The organism is Streptomyces bambusae, assembly GCF_019400985.1.
Taxonomy (GTDB): Bacteria; Actinomycetota; Actinomycetes; order Streptomycetales; family Streptomycetaceae; genus Streptomyces; species Streptomyces bambusae_A.
Genome location: NZ_WTFF01000169.1, coordinates 1 through 15,924 on the forward strand (window position 1 = coordinate 1; position 15,924 = coordinate 15,924).

The following is a 15,924-nucleotide window of genomic DNA, read 5'->3' on the forward strand; positions in this document are numbered from 1 at the left end:
GCGGCCGGGGCGGCGGCCGGGACCGGGCCGGCGGGGGAGGCGTAGGCGGTGGTCGCCGGCGCCGCACCGGCGACCACGGCGAGCAGGGCGGCGGCGGTGACGGTCAGTCGGCGGTCGAAGGACAGGGCCACGTGACTCCTCGGCTCAGGGCACAGGACGGGGGTGGTGTGCGGCCGCCGGCCGGGCGCGGTGGTCAACCGGCCCTGCCTTGCGGCACCTTGATCCTATGTACGGCCGGGGACCGGATCGTCCGGACCCGGCGCACCGCCGCCCGGTTCACCCCTTCGGGGAACCGGGCCGCCCCGCGTGTCGGGCGGGGTCCGCGCCGGCCCGCCCGGCATGGTGGTGCCGTGGTGACCACGGAGCAGGGGCGGTGCGGGGCATGAAGGCCATCGAGGTAGTGGCCGACGGGTTCGGACGGATCCAGGAGGCGGTCCACGAGACCGTCGAGGGCCTGTCCCCCGAGGAGCTGCACGCACGGATCGATCGCGGGGCGAACTCGATCGCCTGGCTGGTCTGGCACCTGTACCGGATCCAGGACGACCACATGGCCGACGCCGGGGGGCTGGAACAGGTCTGGCACGCGGGCGGCTGGGCCGACCGGTTCGGCCTGCCGTTCGCCGCGGACGACACCGGGTACGGGCACACCGCGCGCGAGGTCGCGGCCGTCCGGGTCGAGTCCGGCGACCTGCTGCTCGGCTACGCCGACGCGGTGCACGAGCAGACCCTGGCCTTCGTCCGGTCACTGGCCGCCACCGATCTGGAGCGCATCGTGGACGAGCGCTGGGACCCGCCGGTCAGCCTGGGGGTCCGGCTGGTCAGCGTGCTGGCCGACGACCTCCAGCACGCCGGCCAGGCGGCCTTCGTCAGGGGCGTCCTGCACCGGCGACGCGCGGGCTGAGCGCCGCCGCCCAGCCCACCGGGGCGAACCCCTCGCCCTCCCGCCGGACCCCGACCGATCCGGCACCGGCGAAGTGCGCGGGCACGACCAGTTCCCGCTCCGCGGCCGCCCGGCCGAGGACGCGCAGCCGGCTGGCCGCCGCCCCGGCCGGGTCGAGGCAGAAGCAGCTGTTGCAGGCCGGGTGGAGGATCTGCACCGGATGGTGCAGGAGATCGCCCACGAACACCGCCCGCTCCCCGCCCGACGCGAGCCGCAGCACGGACGAGCCGGGCGTGTGGCCCGGCGCCGACTCCAGCGTGAGGTGCTCGTCGATGCGGTGGAAGCCGTCCCACAGCACCGCCTGGCCGGCCCGGTGGACGGGGGCCACGCTGTCCTCGTAGATCAGCCGGTCGTCCTCGCGCACGCCGCCCGCGTAGCCGCCGTCCGGGCCGAAGTGGGCGTCGTCGGCGGCCGGGAGGAGGTACTGGGCGCGGGGGAACGTCGGCTCCCAAGCACCGGATCCGTCCTCGCCGCCGCGGGTGTTCCAGCCCACGTGGTCGGCGTGCAGGTGGGTGTTGACGACCACGTCGACGTCCTGCGGCCGGATGCCCGCCGCGGCCAGCAGGCCGGGCAGGTCGTCCTGCCGGCGGTGGAAGGCCGGTGAGCCCGGCCGTTCCCGGCCCGCGCCCACCCCCGGGTCGACCACCACGGTCCGCCCCCCGCTGCGCAGCACCCAGGTCTGCACGGCGAGCACGGCCAGATCGCCGGCCGCCTCCCAGTGGTCGGGGGACAGCCACTCCCCGTTGTCGCGCCACGCCTCGTACGGGGCGTCCGGGACCAGCCCGCGGGCCGCGACGAACGGGCCCTGGAACTCCACGAAGCGCAGGACCTCGACGTCCCCCAGCACGATGCGCTGCACGTTGCCCTGCATGGTGCCCTGCATGGTGCCCTGCGCGTCGCTCTGTGCGTCGCTCTGTTCAATGCTCCGGGCGTTGCTCTGTACGTTCTCCTCGGTCATGCATCGACCCTACGAACGGGCCGCTGAGCCGCTCAATGCCCGCTGCGCTCACGGTGATACGCGTCCGTCTCACCCCTGATCCGACTTCCGGCTACCCTGGGGCCGTGGACGTTGTGAGTGACGCGATCTCCGCCGTGCGCATCGGGCGCCCCTCCTCCAACCGGATCCGGGTCGGCGGGAGTTGGTGCACGCGCTTCGCCCCGTACGAGGGCGCCGGATTCCACGTCGTCCTGGAGGGCAGCTGCTGGCTGCTGGCCGACGGCGGCGCCCCCGTCACGCTCGGCCCCGGCGACGCGGTCCTGCTCCCGCACGGCACGGGACACGTGATCGCCGACACGGCCGTGGACGCGGCGGCGGTGGCGGGCGCGGTGCCGTTCGAGCGGTGGCGCGACAGCCTGGACGCGGGCGCGGCCGGCGGGGTGTCCGACGTGGGGACCGGTCGCGAGGTGGCCGTGCTGTGCGGGAAGTACCGGCTCGACCGCAGCCGCGTGCACCCGCTCATGGCCGAGCTGCCGAACGTCGTCCACCTGCCCCACCGGGTCGGCGGCCACCCCGAACTCCGCTCCGCCATCGACCTGCTGGGCCGTGAACTCGACGCCGCCCGCCCCGGCTCCCTGCTGGCCGTCCCCAGCCTGCTCGACCTGCTGCTCGTCTACATGGTCCGGTCCTGGATGGCCGAGGGCACGGCCGGCGTCTGGCCCGCCGTCCTGGGCGACCCGGTGGCGGCCGCCGCGCTGCGCGCCCTGCACGCGGACCCGGCCGCGCCCTGGACCACCGAACGCCTCGCGGCCGCCGCGGGCGTCTCCCGGCCCACCCTGGCCCGCCGGTTCACCGCCCTGGTCGGCCGGCCCCCGATGGCCTACCTCACCTGGTGGCGGCTGACCTCCGCCGCCGCCCTGCTCCGGGACACCGCCGACCCGCTGTCCGCCGTCGCCCGCCGCGTCGGCTACGGCACCGCGTACGCCCTCTCCCACGCCTTCGCCCGGGAGTTCGGCACCACCCCGGGCCGCTACCGCGCCGAACTCCGCCCGGACCGCGCGTAGCCTGCGTGGCTCGCTTTCGGCTGTCACCCGCCGCCCGGCCGCAGGAAGCGCTTCAGCCGGGTCAGCGGCCACGCGTTGATGACGTCGTCCTTCGTCAGCCAGCCGCGCTGCGCCGTGCCCACCCCGTACCGCAGGTAGGGCAGGTGCGTGACGGAGTGCGCGTCGGAGTCCACCGCGAACTTCACCCCGTACCGCTTCGCCCGCAGGATGTCCTCGTCGCACAGGTCGAGCCGCTCCGGGTGCGAGTTGACCTCCAGCGCCGTGCCCGTCCGCGCGCACGCCTCGAAGACCGCGTCGAGGTCGGCGTCCAGGGGCGGGCGCTTGCCGATCAACCGGGTGGTCGGGTGGCCGATGACGGCGACGTACGGGTTCTCGCAGGCCCGGATCAGCCGACGGGTGAGTTCCCGCCGGCTCTGGTTGAAGTGGGAGTGGACCGAGGCCACGCACAGGTCGAAGCCGGCCAGGAACTCGTCGGGCCAGTCCAGGTCCCCCTCGGGGCCGATGTTCAGCTCCGTGCCGTGCAGCAGCCGCATGCCGTGGTGGCTGCGGTCCAGCTCCCGCACCCGCTCCCGCTGCGCGAGGATCTTCTCCTCCGTCATGCGCTGCATGTACAGGTTCGGGGCGTGGTCGGTCACCGCGTAGTAGGCGTAGCCGCGGTCCGCGGCGGCCGCGACCATGTCGTCGAGGGAGGACAGCCCGTCGGTGAGGTCGGTGTGGGTGTGCAGGTCGCCGCGGACGTCCTTCTCGGACACCAGCTCCGGCAGCTCCCCGCGCAGTCCCGCCGCGACCTCGCCCCGGTCCTCCCGCAGCGTCGGCGGTATCCAGGGCAGGCCGAGCCGGGCGTAGATCTCCTCCTCCGTGGCGGAGGCGATCAGCTCGTCGCTCTCGGCGTCGAACAGCCCGTACTCGGAGAGCTTCAGCCCGTGGCGCACGGCGAGCTCGCGCACCCGGATGTTGTGCGCCTTGGAACCGGTGAAGTACTGCTGCCCGGCACCCCACGAGGCCGGCGGCAGGACCCGTAGGTCCACCTGGAGTCCGGTGGTGGTGCGCACGGAGGTCTTCTTGCGGCCCTGCCCGATGACCTCGGCCGTGTACGGCGCCGCCGCCAGCGCCTCCATGAACGGCTCCGAGCGTTCCGCCGCCACCAGGACGTCGATGTCCCCGATCGTCTCCCGCATCCGCCGCAGCGAGCCCGCGTACGCGCAGCGCTTGCAGCCCGGCAGCCCGGACAGGTCGGAGACGATCTGTTCCGCGACGTCCGTCGCCGAGCTGATCAGGATGCGGCCCTCGCCCGCCTTCTGCATCAGCGAGATGCCGTGCAGGATGTTCTCCTCGGTGCGCTCGCCGAAGCCCTTCAGGTCGCGCAGCCGCTCCTCGTGGATGGCGTCCAGCAGCTGGTCCACCGAGGAGATCCCCAGCTCCTGGTGGAGCACCATGGCCTTGCGGGGGCCGAGGCCCGGGATGGTGATCAACTCGCGCACGCCCGCCGGGACGGCCGCGCGGGCCTCGTCCACGGCCGGCACGTGCCCCGTGCGCAGGAACTCGACGATCTTGTCGGCCAGGGACTTCCCGACGTTCGGGATCTCGCGCAGGCCCTTCTCGTCGAGCGTGGAGATGTCGGTGGGGAAGCCGCCCACGGACCGCGCCGCCTTCTCGTAGGCCCGGACCTTGAACGCGTCCCCGCCCCGGATCGCGATGAGGTCGGCGTACTCCTGCAGCAGGGCCTCGACCCGGTCGTTGGCTCGTGCCATACCTCCAGGGTGCCCCCGGCCCGCGCCCCGGGCACGCCCGCCGCCCTCCCCCGGCGCTCCCGGCCCGAGAAGCCCTACGCTTGGCACGTGGGCGGTGACCTGGTCAAGCTGTTCCTCTCCGGCGACGTGATGCTCGGCCGCGGGGTGGACCAGATCCTGCCCCACCCCGGCGACCCCGCACTCGCGGAGGCGTACTTGAAGGACGCCCGCTCGTACGTGCGGCTCGCGGAGGAGGCCAGTGGTCCGGTGCCCCGCGGCGCCGCCTGGACCTGGCCCTGGGGCGACGCACTGCGGATCCTGGACGCCGCCGCCCCCGACGTGCGGATCGTGAACCTGGAGACGTCCGTGACCGAGCAGGGCGAGAGCGTCCCCGGCAAGGCGGTCCACTACCGGATGCACCCGCAGAACCTGCCCTGCCTGGCCGTCGCCCGCCCCGACGTCTGCTCCCTGGCCAACAACCACGTGATGGACTACGGCCGCCGCGGTCTGACCGACACCCTCGACTCCCTTGCCGACGCCGGATTCACCGCCGCCGGCGCGGGCCGGGACCTGGACGCCGCCCGGCGCCCGGCGGCCGTCCCGCTCCCCGGGGGCGGGCGGGTACTGGTCTTCTGCCTGGGGACGGAGTCCAGCGGCATCCCGCCCGGCTGGGCCGCCACGCCCGACCGCAGCGGTGTGCACCTCGTGCCCGAGACGCCGGAGGGCGCCGCCGAGGTGACCTCCCGGATCCGGGAGGCGAAGCGGCCGGGCGACCTCGCCGTCGTCTCGGTCCACTTCGGTTCGAACTGGGGCTACGGCGTCCCAGCCGACCGGGTCCGCTTCGCGCACGCCCTCGTCGACGGCGGCGCCGACCTGGTGCACGGCCATTCCTCGCACCACCCGCGCCCGCTGGAGGTGTACCGGGGCAGGCTCGTCACGTACGGGTGCGGCGACCTGATCGACGACTACGAGGGCATCGGCGGCTACGAGGGCTACCGCGACGACCTGCGCCCGCTGTACTTCCCCGTGCTGGACCGGCGTACGGGAGCCCTGCGCGAGGCCCGCGTCGTGGTGCTGCGGGCCCACCGCATGCGGCTGCGGCCCGCCGGGGCCGACGACTGCGCCTGGCTGGGCGAGGTGCTCGAGCGGGTCAGCTCCCCGTACGGCGCGCACGTCGGCCTGCTGACCGACGGAGCCCTGTCGGTGACGGCGGCCGCCTGAGACCTCGGGCCACCCGGGGCGGGTGCAAAGCCGTTGCCGCGCCGGGTGTTCAGCCCTCGACGGGCGCCGCGGCGGCGGGTACCTCGTCCAGCTCCCACGCGTGGCGCTTGAACTCCCGCTGGAAGTCGGCGTGGTCCTCCCACTGCCGGGCGATGCCGCGCAGCACGTCCCAGTGGTGCTCCACCGACTGGTCGATGACGCGCCGCATCGCCGCGTCGGCGGTGTCGCGCTTCGCGATCAGGCCCTTGACCGCGGAGGCCTCCAGCACCGCGTTGCGCAGGGCGCGCAGCGCACGCGAGGTGTCGTCCATGTCCCAGCCGTGCCGGTTCCCGCTCGCCTCGTCGAACAGCGGGGTGAGCCGCGCCTCGATGAACGCGGTGATCCGCTCGAAGTGCTGCACGTCCATCGTCAGGCTCCTTCTTCCGCCGTGCCGACGCGGCCGGCAAGTCCGTTGATTCACCTCTTCCCAGGTCACAGCGGCCCGGGAAGTGCTCGCGCAGGATATCGGTACGGGTTCGGCCGGCCCGGTCGGGTCCGGTGCGCGCCGGCGGGTCCAACGCGCTGCGGGGGCGTGTTTCGGCCAGGAATCAGGCCGTTCACGAACAAGCGGCTGACCCGTGCATGACAATTCACGGCTGCTGTGGGACGCTCCGTGGCGCTCGACTGCTCTCTCCCCGCCCGCGCCGGCGACCGCCGGCGCGGCCGGACGCACTCCCGCGAGGCCCACCGCCTCGCATCACCCCCACCCCCCCACAAGGACGTGGCAAGGAGGAGCGACATGAGGAACATCGCGCGAACGGCCGCGGCGGCCTTACTCGTTGCGGCCGCCGTCGGCACCACCACCGCGGCGAACGCGGCGGGCCCCGCGGCCGACCAGAAGGCCGACGGGGTCATCGTGGTCGCCGGCAACACCTGTACCTGGACCAACGCGTCCACCAGTGCCGTCCCGCCCGGCACCCTCGCCGTCGACCGCAACACGATCAACCGGCCCGGCGGCAACCTGACATGCGGCGGCGGCATCACCGCGGTGCTCAACAACAACCCGGTCTTCACCTTCGACGACGCCGCCGGCGTGGCGAGGACCGACTTCATCGACATCACCGGCAAGCAGAGCTTCATCTCCTGCCGCTACAAGGCCACGAACATCGTGTGGAACCGTGACGGCTCGACCCGCAAGTACGTCAACCGGGCCTTCACCGCCACCAAGACCTCCGGCAGCTTCCTGTGCCCGGGCTCGGTCACCACGGACGCCGGCGGCGCGTCGATGCTCTTCCACTGATCGCCCGGCCTCCTGGCCCCTGTGGCCTCCGCGGCCTCCGTGGTCCTCGGCGCCGGCCCGCCCGGAGCCGGGGGCCCGGTGACCCGGGTGCCCGGGGGCCCGGCGGTCCGGTGGTCCGCGGTCACGGTGCGTGTTCGCGCCCTGCCGCCCCCGCCGCCACGTATCCCGTCTCGCGCCCCCTTGTGCCCGTCCGTGAGGATGGGCACATTTTTGTCGTTTTTACTCCGTATTGCGGAATCATGAACCTCCTGACCGCGCCCCCGGGAGAGACGAGAGACATGCGACGCGTACACGGCCGGACGCTCACCTGGCGGACCGTTCTTCCCGTCGCGGGCGGAGCGGCCGTGCTCGGCCTCGGCGGCCTGTACGTCACCGGCCTGGTCGTGGCCGGCGACGAGATCGCCACGGGCACCCGGGTGCACGGCGTCGACATCGGCGGCATGAGCCGCGCCGAGGCCGGCCGCGTGCTGGACCGGGACTTCACGCCCCTCGCGACCGCCCCGATCCCGCTGCGCATAGGCGACCGCACCGAGCAGGCCGTGCCCGCCGCGTTCGGCCTGTCCGTCGACACCGCCGCCACCGCCGAACGCGCGGCGCAGGCCGGGTCCGACCCCTTCACCGTCATCGGCCGCCTCTTCTCCCGGCCCGACCGGGACGTCGAGCCTGTGGTCCGCGAGGACGGCCCGGTGAACCGGGCCGAGCTCGACCGGCTCGCCGCCGCCGGGCCCCGGGTCCGCGACGGCGCCATCACCTTCGACGACGGCTCCGCCAAGGTCACGCAACCGGTCACCGGCGTCACCCTCCGTACCGAACAGGCGGTGGACACCGTCCGCGCCGCCTATCTGCGCCCCCGGACCGGCCCGGTCGCACTCCCCGTCCAGCAGACCCCGCCCCGGGTGGGCCCGGAGGAGACCGCCCGCGCCCTGCGGGAATTCGCCGAGCCCGCCATGTCCGGCCCGGTCACCCTGACCGTCTCCGACCAGCGCATATCCATCGCCCCCGAGGTGATCGGCAGATACCTGTCGGTCGAGGCCGACTCCCGGGGACGGCTCGTCCCGGCCCTCGACGCCAAGGGGCTGCTGGCCGACCCCGCCGTCTCCCGGCAGCTGGCCGCGGCCACCCCCGGGGCCCGCGAGGCCGTCTTCCGCGTCGACGCCCAGGGCCGGGCCACGGTCGCCGAGGACGGCCGCCCCGGCTTCCGGGTCACCGAGGAGGCCCTCCGCGCGGCCGTCCTGCCCCTGCTGACCCGCACGGGGGACGCCGCCCGCACCGGGGAGCTCGCCGCCACCCCCGTCCAGCCCCGCATGACGGTCGACCAGGCCCAGCGCCTCGGGATCAAGGAGAAGGTCTCGTCCTTCAGCGTGGCCTTCCCGCCCGCGCCCTACCGCACCAAGAACATCGCCCGCGCCGTGGAACTGATCAACGGCTCGGTCGTCATGCCCGGCGAGACCTGGAGCTTCAACAAGACCGTCGGCGAGCGGACCGAGGAGAACGGCTTCGTCGACGGCATCATGATCAACGACGGCCGGTACGTGAAGTCCCCGGGCGGCGGCGTCTCCGCTGTGGCGACCACGATGTTCAACGCCGCCTTCTTCGCCGGCGTCAAGCCCGTGGAGCACGGAGCCCACTCCTTCTACATCGAGCGGTACCCCGAAGGCCGCGAGGCCACCGTCGCCTGGGGCAGCCTCGACCTGCGCTGGCAGAACGACTCCGGCCACGCGCTGTACGTCCAGGCCACCTCCACCGACAGCTCGGTGACCGTCACCCTGCTCGGCACCAAGGCGTACGACGAGGTCCGCGCCGAGAAGGGCCCCCGCACGAACGTCACCGAGCCCGTGAAGCGCGAGCTGTCCGGCCCCGGCTGCGAGGTGCAGACCCCGTACGAAGGCTTCGACGTCACCGTCGACCGGGTCCTCGTCCGGTCCGGCCAGGAGGTCGGCCGGCAGACCTTCCGCACGCACTACACTCCCCGCGACGAGATCACCTGCACCCCGTCGGCCCCCACGGCCTCCGCCGCGCCCACAGCTGCGGCACCGGGCGGCGGCGCGGCCTGAGCCGCCCCGGCCTTCGCCCGCGCGTGGGCCGTCTGGCCCGCCGCCCGGTCGAAGTGGGCCGCCGCCGTCGAGCAGCGCCCCGCGAGCTCGGTGACCCGCCGCCGGAAGGCGTCCGCCTCGGGCCCCTGCCAGACCAGGGCGTCACCCGCCGCGAGCAGTCGCCGCGCGTGCTCGCGCAGCGCGTCGGCATGGGCGTGCAGCCCGGCGGAGGACGTCACAGGCTCCTCCAGGGCGCGAAGGCGTTGGCGACCCCGTCCAGGGCCGGCCGCAGCTCGGGGTGGTGCCGCAGGAGCACCGTCACCATGGTGTTGCGGTCCACCCACTCCAGGCCCTCGGCCGTGTAGATCTCCGGGCGGTAGTCGGTGGTGAAGAAGCGGTCGCTCTTCAGCCGCCGGCTGGCCATCAGGATGAAGATCCGGAAGAGCGAGTCGCTGAAGCCGAAGCCGGCCGGCCGCGGCTCCGCGAGGTTGCCGACCAGCGTGTCCACCCGGTCCAGGCGGCCCTCGTACAGCTCCCGCAGCAGCGGCGTGTCCCCCGGGTGCCCGCCCGTGAGCTCCTCGAAGGAGGTCACGGGCCGCTTGCGGAGCATCTGCCGGTACGCGTTGTAGCGCGGGATGCCGCGCTCGCGGTCGCGCAGGATGTCGACCGTCCCGAGGTCGATGCGCTCGCCGGTCAGCCGGGCCAGCTCACGCAGCGCGTCCGGGTGGTTGTGCAGCACCAGGGCGCCCGGGTGGGCGGTGCCGAGCGAGTAGAAGAGGTCGCTCATCCCGTACTCGTCCACCGACGACCGCGTGGTGGCGCCCTGCATGTCGGCGAAGCCGATCGTCGTGCGGGTGCCGCCGCCGCGGTGGTCGCGCACGATCAGCTCGTCGGGGATCAGCGGGTGCAGCCGGTACGCGGAGACGAACTCCTCGGTCATCGAGAACGGCGCCGCGTGGTGGTGGGTCGGGGAGCCGAGGATGCCGCTGAGCATCTCCCCGCTGCCGACCCGCCCGTACCGCTTCGACACCCAACGCGGCAGCACGCCGTACCAGTTGGCGTCCATCGCCCGCCGCAGCACCGGGGTGTCGAGGATGCCCGGGGTCCACTCCACCGTATGGATCTTCGCCATCAGTGCGGTGTTGACCAGCCGGGCCGTGTGGAAGAGCCGCTCGTCGTCCCACGTCGGGTGGTGCGCCCGCAGGTGGTCGCAGATCGCGTTGTGCTCCTTCGCGAACAGCGTGTGGAGCAGCGAAAGCCCCGCCCAGTAGTCGCTGTTCATGCCGGTCAGGTCCAGGCAGCCCCGGCCCGGGCGCGGGTCCGCGGGCAGCCGGCCGTCCTCGGTGATCAGTTTCCCGTGCTCGCCCGTCCGCAGCGTTCGGCACCGGGCCTCGTCCGAGCCGTAGATCTGCGAGCCGTCCCACCAGTGGGTGACCGTGTTCTCGTACGTCGGCGGGGTGCCCGGCGCCGTGTGGGCCACCGGGTCGGGGCGGGTCCGGTTGACGCGCATCGGGCACTGTCCGGCCCAGTCGTCGTCCTCGGCGAGCGGGACGGTGAACGGTTCGGCCTCCTCGTTGTCGCCGTGGTTGGCCCAGCCGTGGTTCTCGAACTGGATCCACGCGGCGGCGAGCAGGTTCAGCGTGGGCGCGGGCGTGAAGCCGCGGCGGGCCAGCAGCTGCCGGCTGACCTCCCGCGGGTTCGGGCTCATCAGGTCGTCCTCGGACTCCGGGAAGACCATGTGCAGCGGCGCGTTGCGGTCCAGCCGGGTGCCGACCCGCCCCATGTCCTCGTCGTACGGGTCGTAGCCCGAGCCGTCGTACGAGCGGTACGGCGGCAGCTCGGCCGGGGCGCGGCGGGGCCGCTCACCGCCCGCGCCGAAGGTGTCGTACAGGTTGTGGCGGCGCAGGTCGTCGCGCAGCACGCGGAGGTTCAACAGGGCGAGGGGCCCGGGTAGTTCGTGCCATTCGCGGGTGCGGTTGACCCGGGCGAAGGCGGCGGAGCCCAGGCGCTCCAGCAGGCCCGGCGGGCCGTAGCCGGACGCGCCCGGCGCGGACCCGGCCGGGGCGGCGCCGCCCTGAGCGGGGACGCGTGCCCCGCCGGGACCCGGCGCGGCCGGGCCGGACGGGGGAGTGGAGGGGGAAGTGGAGGGGGTCTTCGGTTCGGTGGTCTCGGTCATCAGAAACGGTGTTCCCTCAGCGGTCGTACAGCTGGAAGAGGCGGGTTGCGGTGACCCGGCCCCGGAAGGGCGCGAGTTCCGCGTCGACGTGCGCGGCGGTGTCCGGCACGTCGAACCGGAGGTTGTGCGCGTACCGGTCGGCGGCATGGCACAGCGGAAAGGCGTGGGTGTCGTCGGCCCACGTGAACTCGGTGAACCCCTCCGGAAGGGCGTACGGGGAGACCGCCGAGCGCCCTTCCAGACTCGGTACCACATCGTGCTCGTTGACCAGCGAACAGACCCGGGTGGCCGGGTCGGCGGGCCGCTTGCCGTCGACGGGCGAGCCGACCGCGACGACCCGGAGCACCCGGTAGAGCGCGCAGAAGTCCGGGTCCGCGGCGAGGTTCATGGCGGTGATGCCGCCCAGGGAGTGCCCGATCAGGGCGATCTCGGCCCCGGACGGCACGGCCGTGCGCACCGCCTTCGTCACGGCCCGGGAGTACGGCGTGCTGGGCCGGGCCACGGCGTGGATCGCGCCGAGCACGTCCTGCGGGGTGTCGTGCCGCAGCTTGCCGGCGGCCATCCCGGCGAGCTGGACGACGTACCGGGCGACGTCGTCGGGGCCGGTGACGCGCTGGACCAGCAGGGTGCCGCCGGTGCCGATGGCGTCGATGTTGCGGACGTACCCGGTGATGGTGCCCGAGTCGTCCAGCCGCGCCAGCAGTTCCGGGTCCGGGGCGGCCGGCACGGCGCGCCCGGGACCGCGGTCCAGGAAGGCCCAGACGGCGCCCGAGACGCCCATCAGGGGCTCGGCGGTGGTCAGGGTGCGGCCGGTGGCGATCTCCCAGCCGGCCGCGTCGTTGAGCGGGTTCTCGTCGGTCAGCGCGTTCCAGGCCAGGATGTCGGCGAACGCCGGGGCGAGCAGGGCGAAGGCACGCTCGGACCCCTGGCCGCCGATGACGGACCGGAACGCCCGCACCGCCTCGGCCTGCCGGTCGGCCTCGATGAGGTCCAGCACCCGGGCCGTGTCGGGATCGCCGAGCAGCTCCGGGTGTGCGACGGCCGCGGCCCGGATCCGGGCCTTGAGGCCGGTGACGGCGAGGCTGACCGCGAGGCTCTCCCGGCTGGTCAGGACCCCGGCGAGCCAGGCCGCCCGGGTCAGCGGGCCGCCGCCGCGCCAGCCCCAGCCGAACCCGGCCGGATCGGTCAGCGCCCGGCGCAGGGTGCGCCGGGCGGGACCGGGCAGCCGGGAGCCGAGGCCGAGCGCACCGGCGTGCGCGGCGGCGTCCGCCACGGCGTCGGCGGCCTCGGCCAGTTCACGGCACAGGTGGTGCAGGGAAGCCACGTCCGGTTCGTCGGCGGAGGTGACGGTGGACGGCATGGGGGCGATCTCCTCGACTGCGGCGTCGGCGGCGGGGCCGGCGGCGGTGCTGGAATCGGTGCTGGAATCGGTGTGGGAATCGGCGCCGACATCAGTGCCGGCATCGGGCCGGCATCGGTGCTGGGAGCACGGTGCGGAGGGCGGCGGCGACAGCGGCGGCGACGGCGGTACGGGGGCCGGCGCGGGGGCGCAGCGCGGGGGGCAGGGTGGGGGCGCAGCGCCGGGTCAGCGCGGGGTCAGGGTGAGCCGGATCCCCGCCGTGTCCACGGCGCCCGGCAGGCAGGTGTGCGGATCGATCACGGGCCGGGCCGCGCCCACCCGGTGCCCCCGCAGCACCTCCGCGCACACCGCGGCGCTCAGCAGCAGCCCGAGCCGGTCGCCGGGACAGCGCCCGCCACCGTGGCCGAACGGCGCCATCCGCGGGTCCCGGTCGGCGCCCGCGGAGAGCCAGCGGCCCGGCACGAACAGCTGCGCCGCCCCGACGTGCGCCCCGTCGCGCTGGTGGAAGCCGATCGGCACCAGCACCTGTGTGCCCGCCGGGTACGTCACACCGCCCCAGGTGGTCTCGGCGCGGGTGACCCGCACCAGGTCGGGTACCAGCGGCCACAGCCTCAGCGACTCCTGGACACAGGCCCGCAGCCGGGAGTCCGAGCCGCCCCGCAAGGACACCCGGGCCGCGTCCTGCTCCGCCGGGTGCGCGGCCAGCAGCAGCAGGGTGCGGGCGACCACCGGCGCGCAGCCGTCGACGGCGAGCAGCCAGTGGTGGGCCTGCCCCACCGGGTCCACGCCGTCGGCGGCCGGCTCGGCCAGTGCCCGCCCGACGAGGGTGTGGGCCGGGGCGCCGGCGGCGTAGTGCTCCAGCTGGGCGGCGGCGGCCGCGTACAGCCGCTCGTTCGCGGCGGCCCGGCTCCTGCGCATCCCCAGCCAGTTGGCCTCCGCGCGCAGGGCCCGCAGCCGGCGGTGCAGCTCCTCGTCGTCCGCGGCGCGGTCACCGAGGACGATCCGCCGCCCGATGCGTTCCAGCACCCGGACCAGCCGCTCGAACTCCAGCTGCGGGCGGGCCGTGAGGGGGGCGCACTCGGCCGCCACGACGGCCCGGAACTCCGCGCACGACGGGTGGTCGGCCCGGTCGGGCGCCAGCGCCCGGTCGTTGACCGCGCGCCGGGCCTCCCGGAGCTCGCCGTGCGAGCAGATCACGCCGGTCGGCTCCAGCCCTCCGAGCAGCCGCACCTTGTCCGCGGCGTCCAGGGCGAGCCGCTCGACCGGCTCCTCGAAGAACTGCCGGACGTCGGCGGGGTCCAGCAGCACCAGGATGTCGCCGGACAGGCCGCGGACCAGGACGGGAGCGCCCCCGTGCCGGGCCCGCAGCGCGCGCAGCGTGGCCGCCGACCAGTCGGACTGGCGCAGCCGCCCCAGCGCCGCGGCGACCCGCGGGCGGGCGGTGGCCAGGCCCCTGGCGAAGGCGGGCAGGGTGTGGGTGAGGGCGAACCGCGCGGTCTGCGCGCGCCCCGCCCTCGCCCCGCGTCCCGGCACGGCGGCGCCGCGGGGGCGGGGCACGGCTGCCGTGCCGGCAGCGGGATCGGTGTCCGGCCCGGTGGTCATGCCTGCACCACCTTCCCCGGGTTGAGCAGGTTCTTCGGGTCGAAGAGCCGCTTGAGGCCGCGCTGGAGCTCCAGGGCGGCCGGGTCCAGTTCCCGGGTCAGCCAGTCCCGCTTGAGGGTGCCGATGCCGTGTTCGCCGGTCGTGGTCCCGCCGAGCGCGAGACCGGCGGCCATGATGTCGTCGTACGCGGTCCGCGCGCGGTCGAACTCCCGCGCGTCGGCCTCGTCGAAGACCACCGTCGGGTGCAGGTTGCCGTCACCGGCGTGGCCGAGGGTGAAGATGCGGACCCGGTGGCGGGCGGCGATCTCCTCGATCGTCGCGACGAACTTGGGCAGTTCGGAGCGCGGCACGGCCACGTCCTCGATGAAGGCGGTGGGCCGCCCGCCCAGCGTCGCGGCGAAGGCCCCCAGGGCCGGGCTGACGAGTCGGCGCGCCTCGATGACCTGCCGCGACTCCTCGGGTGTTGCGGCGGTCACCACGTTGTCGGCGCCCGCCGACTTGCACAGCAGCTCGATCGCGCGCAGCTCGCGCAGCGGTTCGGGGGAGTCGCACTCGACGATGAGGGTGGCCGCGCTGCCGGACCGCAGCAGCGGGTGCCCGAAGTCCGCGACGGCCTGCGACGTGGCCCGGTCCAGGAGTTCCAGCGCGGACGGCAGGTGACCGGCGGCGGTGACGGCCGCGACCGCGTCCCCGGCCGCCGTCAGCGCGGGGAACTGGGCGAGCAGCGCGAGCGCCGGCGGGCGGGCCGGCCGCAGCGCGAGGGTGGCGCCGACGACGACCGCGAGGGTGCCCTCGGAGCCGACGACGAGCCGGGTCAGGTCGTAGCCGGCGACGCCCTTGGCGGTGTCCCGGCCGGTACGCATCCGGCGCCCGTCGGGGAGCACGAGGTCCAGGCCGAGCACGTAGTCGGCGGTGACCCCGTACTTCACGCAGCAGATGCCGCCGGCCCCGGTGGCGATGTTCCCGCCGATGGTGCAGCGCTCCCAGGAGGCCGGGTCCGGCGGGTAGGTCAGACCGTGTGCGGCGACGGCCTCGGCCAACTGCTTGGTGATCACGCCGGGTTCGCAGCGCACGAGCCGGTTGGCCGGGTCCACGGCGAGGACGCGGTCCATCCGTACGGTGGACAGCACCAGGCAGCCGTCGACGGCGTCGGCGGCGCCGGCCAGCCCGGTCCGGGCGCCCTGCGGCACGACCGGCACCTCGTGCTCGTAGGCGGCGCGCATGACCTCCTGCACCTGCTCGGCGGTGCGCGGCAGGGCGACCGCCGCGGGGGTGCCGGGCTCGGAGAAGGGCGCCGCGTCGCGGGAGTGGGCGGCCAGCGAGGCCGGGTCCGTGAGCAGGGCGTCCGCCGGCAGTACGGCGCGCAGCCGGCCGAGGAACAGGTCGAGCGGGGACGGCGAGGAGGAAGGGGAAGAGGAGGGGGAGGGGGAAGAGGGAGGAGGGGAAGGAGAGGAAGGCGCCGATGAACTTGGCGCCGCCCCGGGCGCGGGGGAAGGGCAGGAAGGCGATGATCAGGGCGGGGACGAAGCCGAGCGGGAGGCAGCCGGCGGGGGCACCGGCGGCCAGCCACACGGTGGTGCCG

At 74.7% G+C, this 15,924-nt stretch carries 13 protein-coding genes; 5 read left to right on the forward strand and 8 right to left on the reverse strand.

The window, feature by feature from the left end; all coding sequences use genetic code 11:
• Nucleotides 1-382: 382 nt before the first annotated feature.
• Nucleotides 383-901 carry a mycothiol transferase gene (locus tag GPJ59_RS22095; protein ID WP_219668973.1) on the forward strand — a complete coding sequence of 173 codons (519 nt, stop codon included), beginning with the start codon at nucleotides 383-385 and terminating at the stop codon, nucleotides 899-901.
• Here GPJ59_RS22095 and GPJ59_RS22100 read toward each other — a convergent pair.
• Nucleotides 867-1,811 (reverse strand): MBL fold metallo-hydrolase, encoded by a 945-nt coding sequence (locus GPJ59_RS22100; RefSeq protein ID WP_219668984.1) that lies wholly within the window; start codon nucleotides 1,809-1,811, stop codon nucleotides 867-869. The genes GPJ59_RS22095 and GPJ59_RS22100 overlap by 35 nt on opposite strands.
• 191 nt (nucleotides 1,812-2,002) lie before the next feature.
• On the opposite strand from GPJ59_RS22100, the gene GPJ59_RS22105 reads away from it, so the two are divergent.
• Nucleotides 2,003-2,941 carry an AraC family transcriptional regulator gene (locus tag GPJ59_RS22105; RefSeq protein WP_219668974.1) on the forward strand — a complete coding sequence of 313 codons (939 nt, stop codon included), beginning with the start codon at nucleotides 2,003-2,005 and terminating at the stop codon, nucleotides 2,939-2,941.
• 23 nt (nucleotides 2,942-2,964) lie between these two features.
• On the opposite strand, the gene polX is transcribed toward GPJ59_RS22105, so the two are convergent.
• Entirely contained in the window at nucleotides 2,965-4,692 is a 1,728-nt protein-coding gene (polX, locus tag GPJ59_RS22110; RefSeq protein WP_219668975.1) for a DNA polymerase/3'-5' exonuclease PolX, read from the reverse strand.
• A gap of 87 nt (nucleotides 4,693-4,779) precedes the next feature.
• Here polX and GPJ59_RS22115 point away from each other — a divergent pair, with 87 nt between their 5' ends.
• The gene (locus GPJ59_RS22115; protein ID WP_219668976.1) at nucleotides 4,780-5,892 is read left to right on the forward strand and encodes a CapA family protein; all 1,113 of its coding nucleotides are present in this window, start codon (nucleotides 4,780-4,782) and stop codon (nucleotides 5,890-5,892) included.
• 49 nt (nucleotides 5,893-5,941) lie between these two features.
• On the opposite strand, the gene GPJ59_RS22120 is transcribed toward GPJ59_RS22115, so the two are convergent.
• Nucleotides 5,942-6,298, reverse strand: coding sequence for a hypothetical protein (locus GPJ59_RS22120; protein WP_219668977.1), 357 nt, complete (start codon nucleotides 6,296-6,298; stop codon nucleotides 5,942-5,944).
• A 372-nt stretch (nucleotides 6,299-6,670) separates the two neighbouring features.
• On the opposite strand from GPJ59_RS22120, the gene GPJ59_RS22125 reads away from it, so the two are divergent.
• Nucleotides 6,671-7,171 carry a hypothetical protein gene (locus GPJ59_RS22125; protein WP_219668978.1) on the forward strand — a complete coding sequence of 167 codons (501 nt, stop codon included), beginning with the start codon at nucleotides 6,671-6,673 and terminating at the stop codon, nucleotides 7,169-7,171.
• Between the two features lie 278 nt (nucleotides 7,172-7,449).
• Nucleotides 7,450-9,225, forward strand: a complete 1,776-nt coding sequence (locus GPJ59_RS22130; RefSeq protein ID WP_219668979.1) for a VanW family protein — start codon at nucleotides 7,450-7,452, stop codon at nucleotides 9,223-9,225.
• Here the strand turns inward: GPJ59_RS22130 and GPJ59_RS22135 are convergent.
• The 5 genes from GPJ59_RS22135 to GPJ59_RS22160 form a co-directional block, all read right to left on the reverse strand.
• Nucleotides 9,132-9,443 (reverse strand): hypothetical protein, encoded by a 312-nt coding sequence (locus GPJ59_RS22135; protein WP_219668980.1) that lies wholly within the window; start codon nucleotides 9,441-9,443, stop codon nucleotides 9,132-9,134. The genes GPJ59_RS22130 and GPJ59_RS22135 overlap by 94 nt on opposite strands.
• Complete coding sequence (locus tag GPJ59_RS22140) at nucleotides 9,440-11,380, reverse strand: peroxidase family protein (RefSeq protein ID WP_219668981.1); 1,941 nt, start codon at nucleotides 11,378-11,380, stop codon at nucleotides 9,440-9,442. Before GPJ59_RS22140 ends, GPJ59_RS22135 begins: the two co-directional genes overlap by 4 nt.
• 16 nt (nucleotides 11,381-11,396) lie before the next feature.
• A complete protein-coding gene (locus GPJ59_RS22145; protein WP_219668982.1) occupies nucleotides 11,397-12,740 on the reverse strand; it encodes a hypothetical protein in 1,344 nt (447 codons plus the stop codon).
• Between the two features lie 225 nt (nucleotides 12,741-12,965).
• Entirely contained in the window at nucleotides 12,966-14,342 is a 1,377-nt protein-coding gene (locus tag GPJ59_RS22155) for a cytochrome P450 (protein ID WP_219668983.1), read from the reverse strand.
• Complete coding sequence (locus tag GPJ59_RS22160; protein ID WP_219668985.1) at nucleotides 14,339-15,724, reverse strand: FAD-binding oxidoreductase; 1,386 nt, start codon at nucleotides 15,722-15,724, stop codon at nucleotides 14,339-14,341. Before GPJ59_RS22160 ends, GPJ59_RS22155 begins: the two co-directional genes overlap by 4 nt.
• Nucleotides 15,725-15,924 lie beyond the last annotated feature (200 nt).

Coding starts and splice junctions, on each gene's coding strand:
- GPJ59_RS22095 (WP_219668973.1), top strand. CDS start 383: ATGAAGGCCATCGAGGTAGTGGCCGACGGGTTCGGACGGATCCAGGAG.
- GPJ59_RS22100 (WP_219668984.1), bottom strand. CDS start 1,811: ATGCAGGGCAACGTGCAGCGCATCGTGCTGGGGGACGTCGAGGTCCTG.
- polX (WP_219668975.1), bottom strand. CDS start 4,692: ATGGCACGAGCCAACGACCGGGTCGAGGCCCTGCTGCAGGAGTACGCC.
- GPJ59_RS22120 (WP_219668977.1), bottom strand. CDS start 6,298: ATGGACGTGCAGCACTTCGAGCGGATCACCGCGTTCATCGAGGCGCGG.
- GPJ59_RS22125 (WP_219668978.1), top strand. CDS start 6,671: ATGAGGAACATCGCGCGAACGGCCGCGGCGGCCTTACTCGTTGCGGCC.
- GPJ59_RS22130 (WP_219668979.1), top strand. CDS start 7,450: ATGCGACGCGTACACGGCCGGACGCTCACCTGGCGGACCGTTCTTCCC.
- GPJ59_RS22140 (WP_219668981.1), bottom strand. CDS start 11,380: ATGACCGAGACCACCGAACCGAAGACCCCCTCCACTTCCCCCTCCACT.
- GPJ59_RS22145 (WP_219668982.1), bottom strand. CDS start 12,740: ATGCCGTCCACCGTCACCTCCGCCGACGAACCGGACGTGGCTTCCCTG.
- GPJ59_RS22155 (WP_219668983.1), bottom strand. CDS start 14,342: ATGACCACCGGGCCGGACACCGATCCCGCTGCCGGCACGGCAGCCGTG.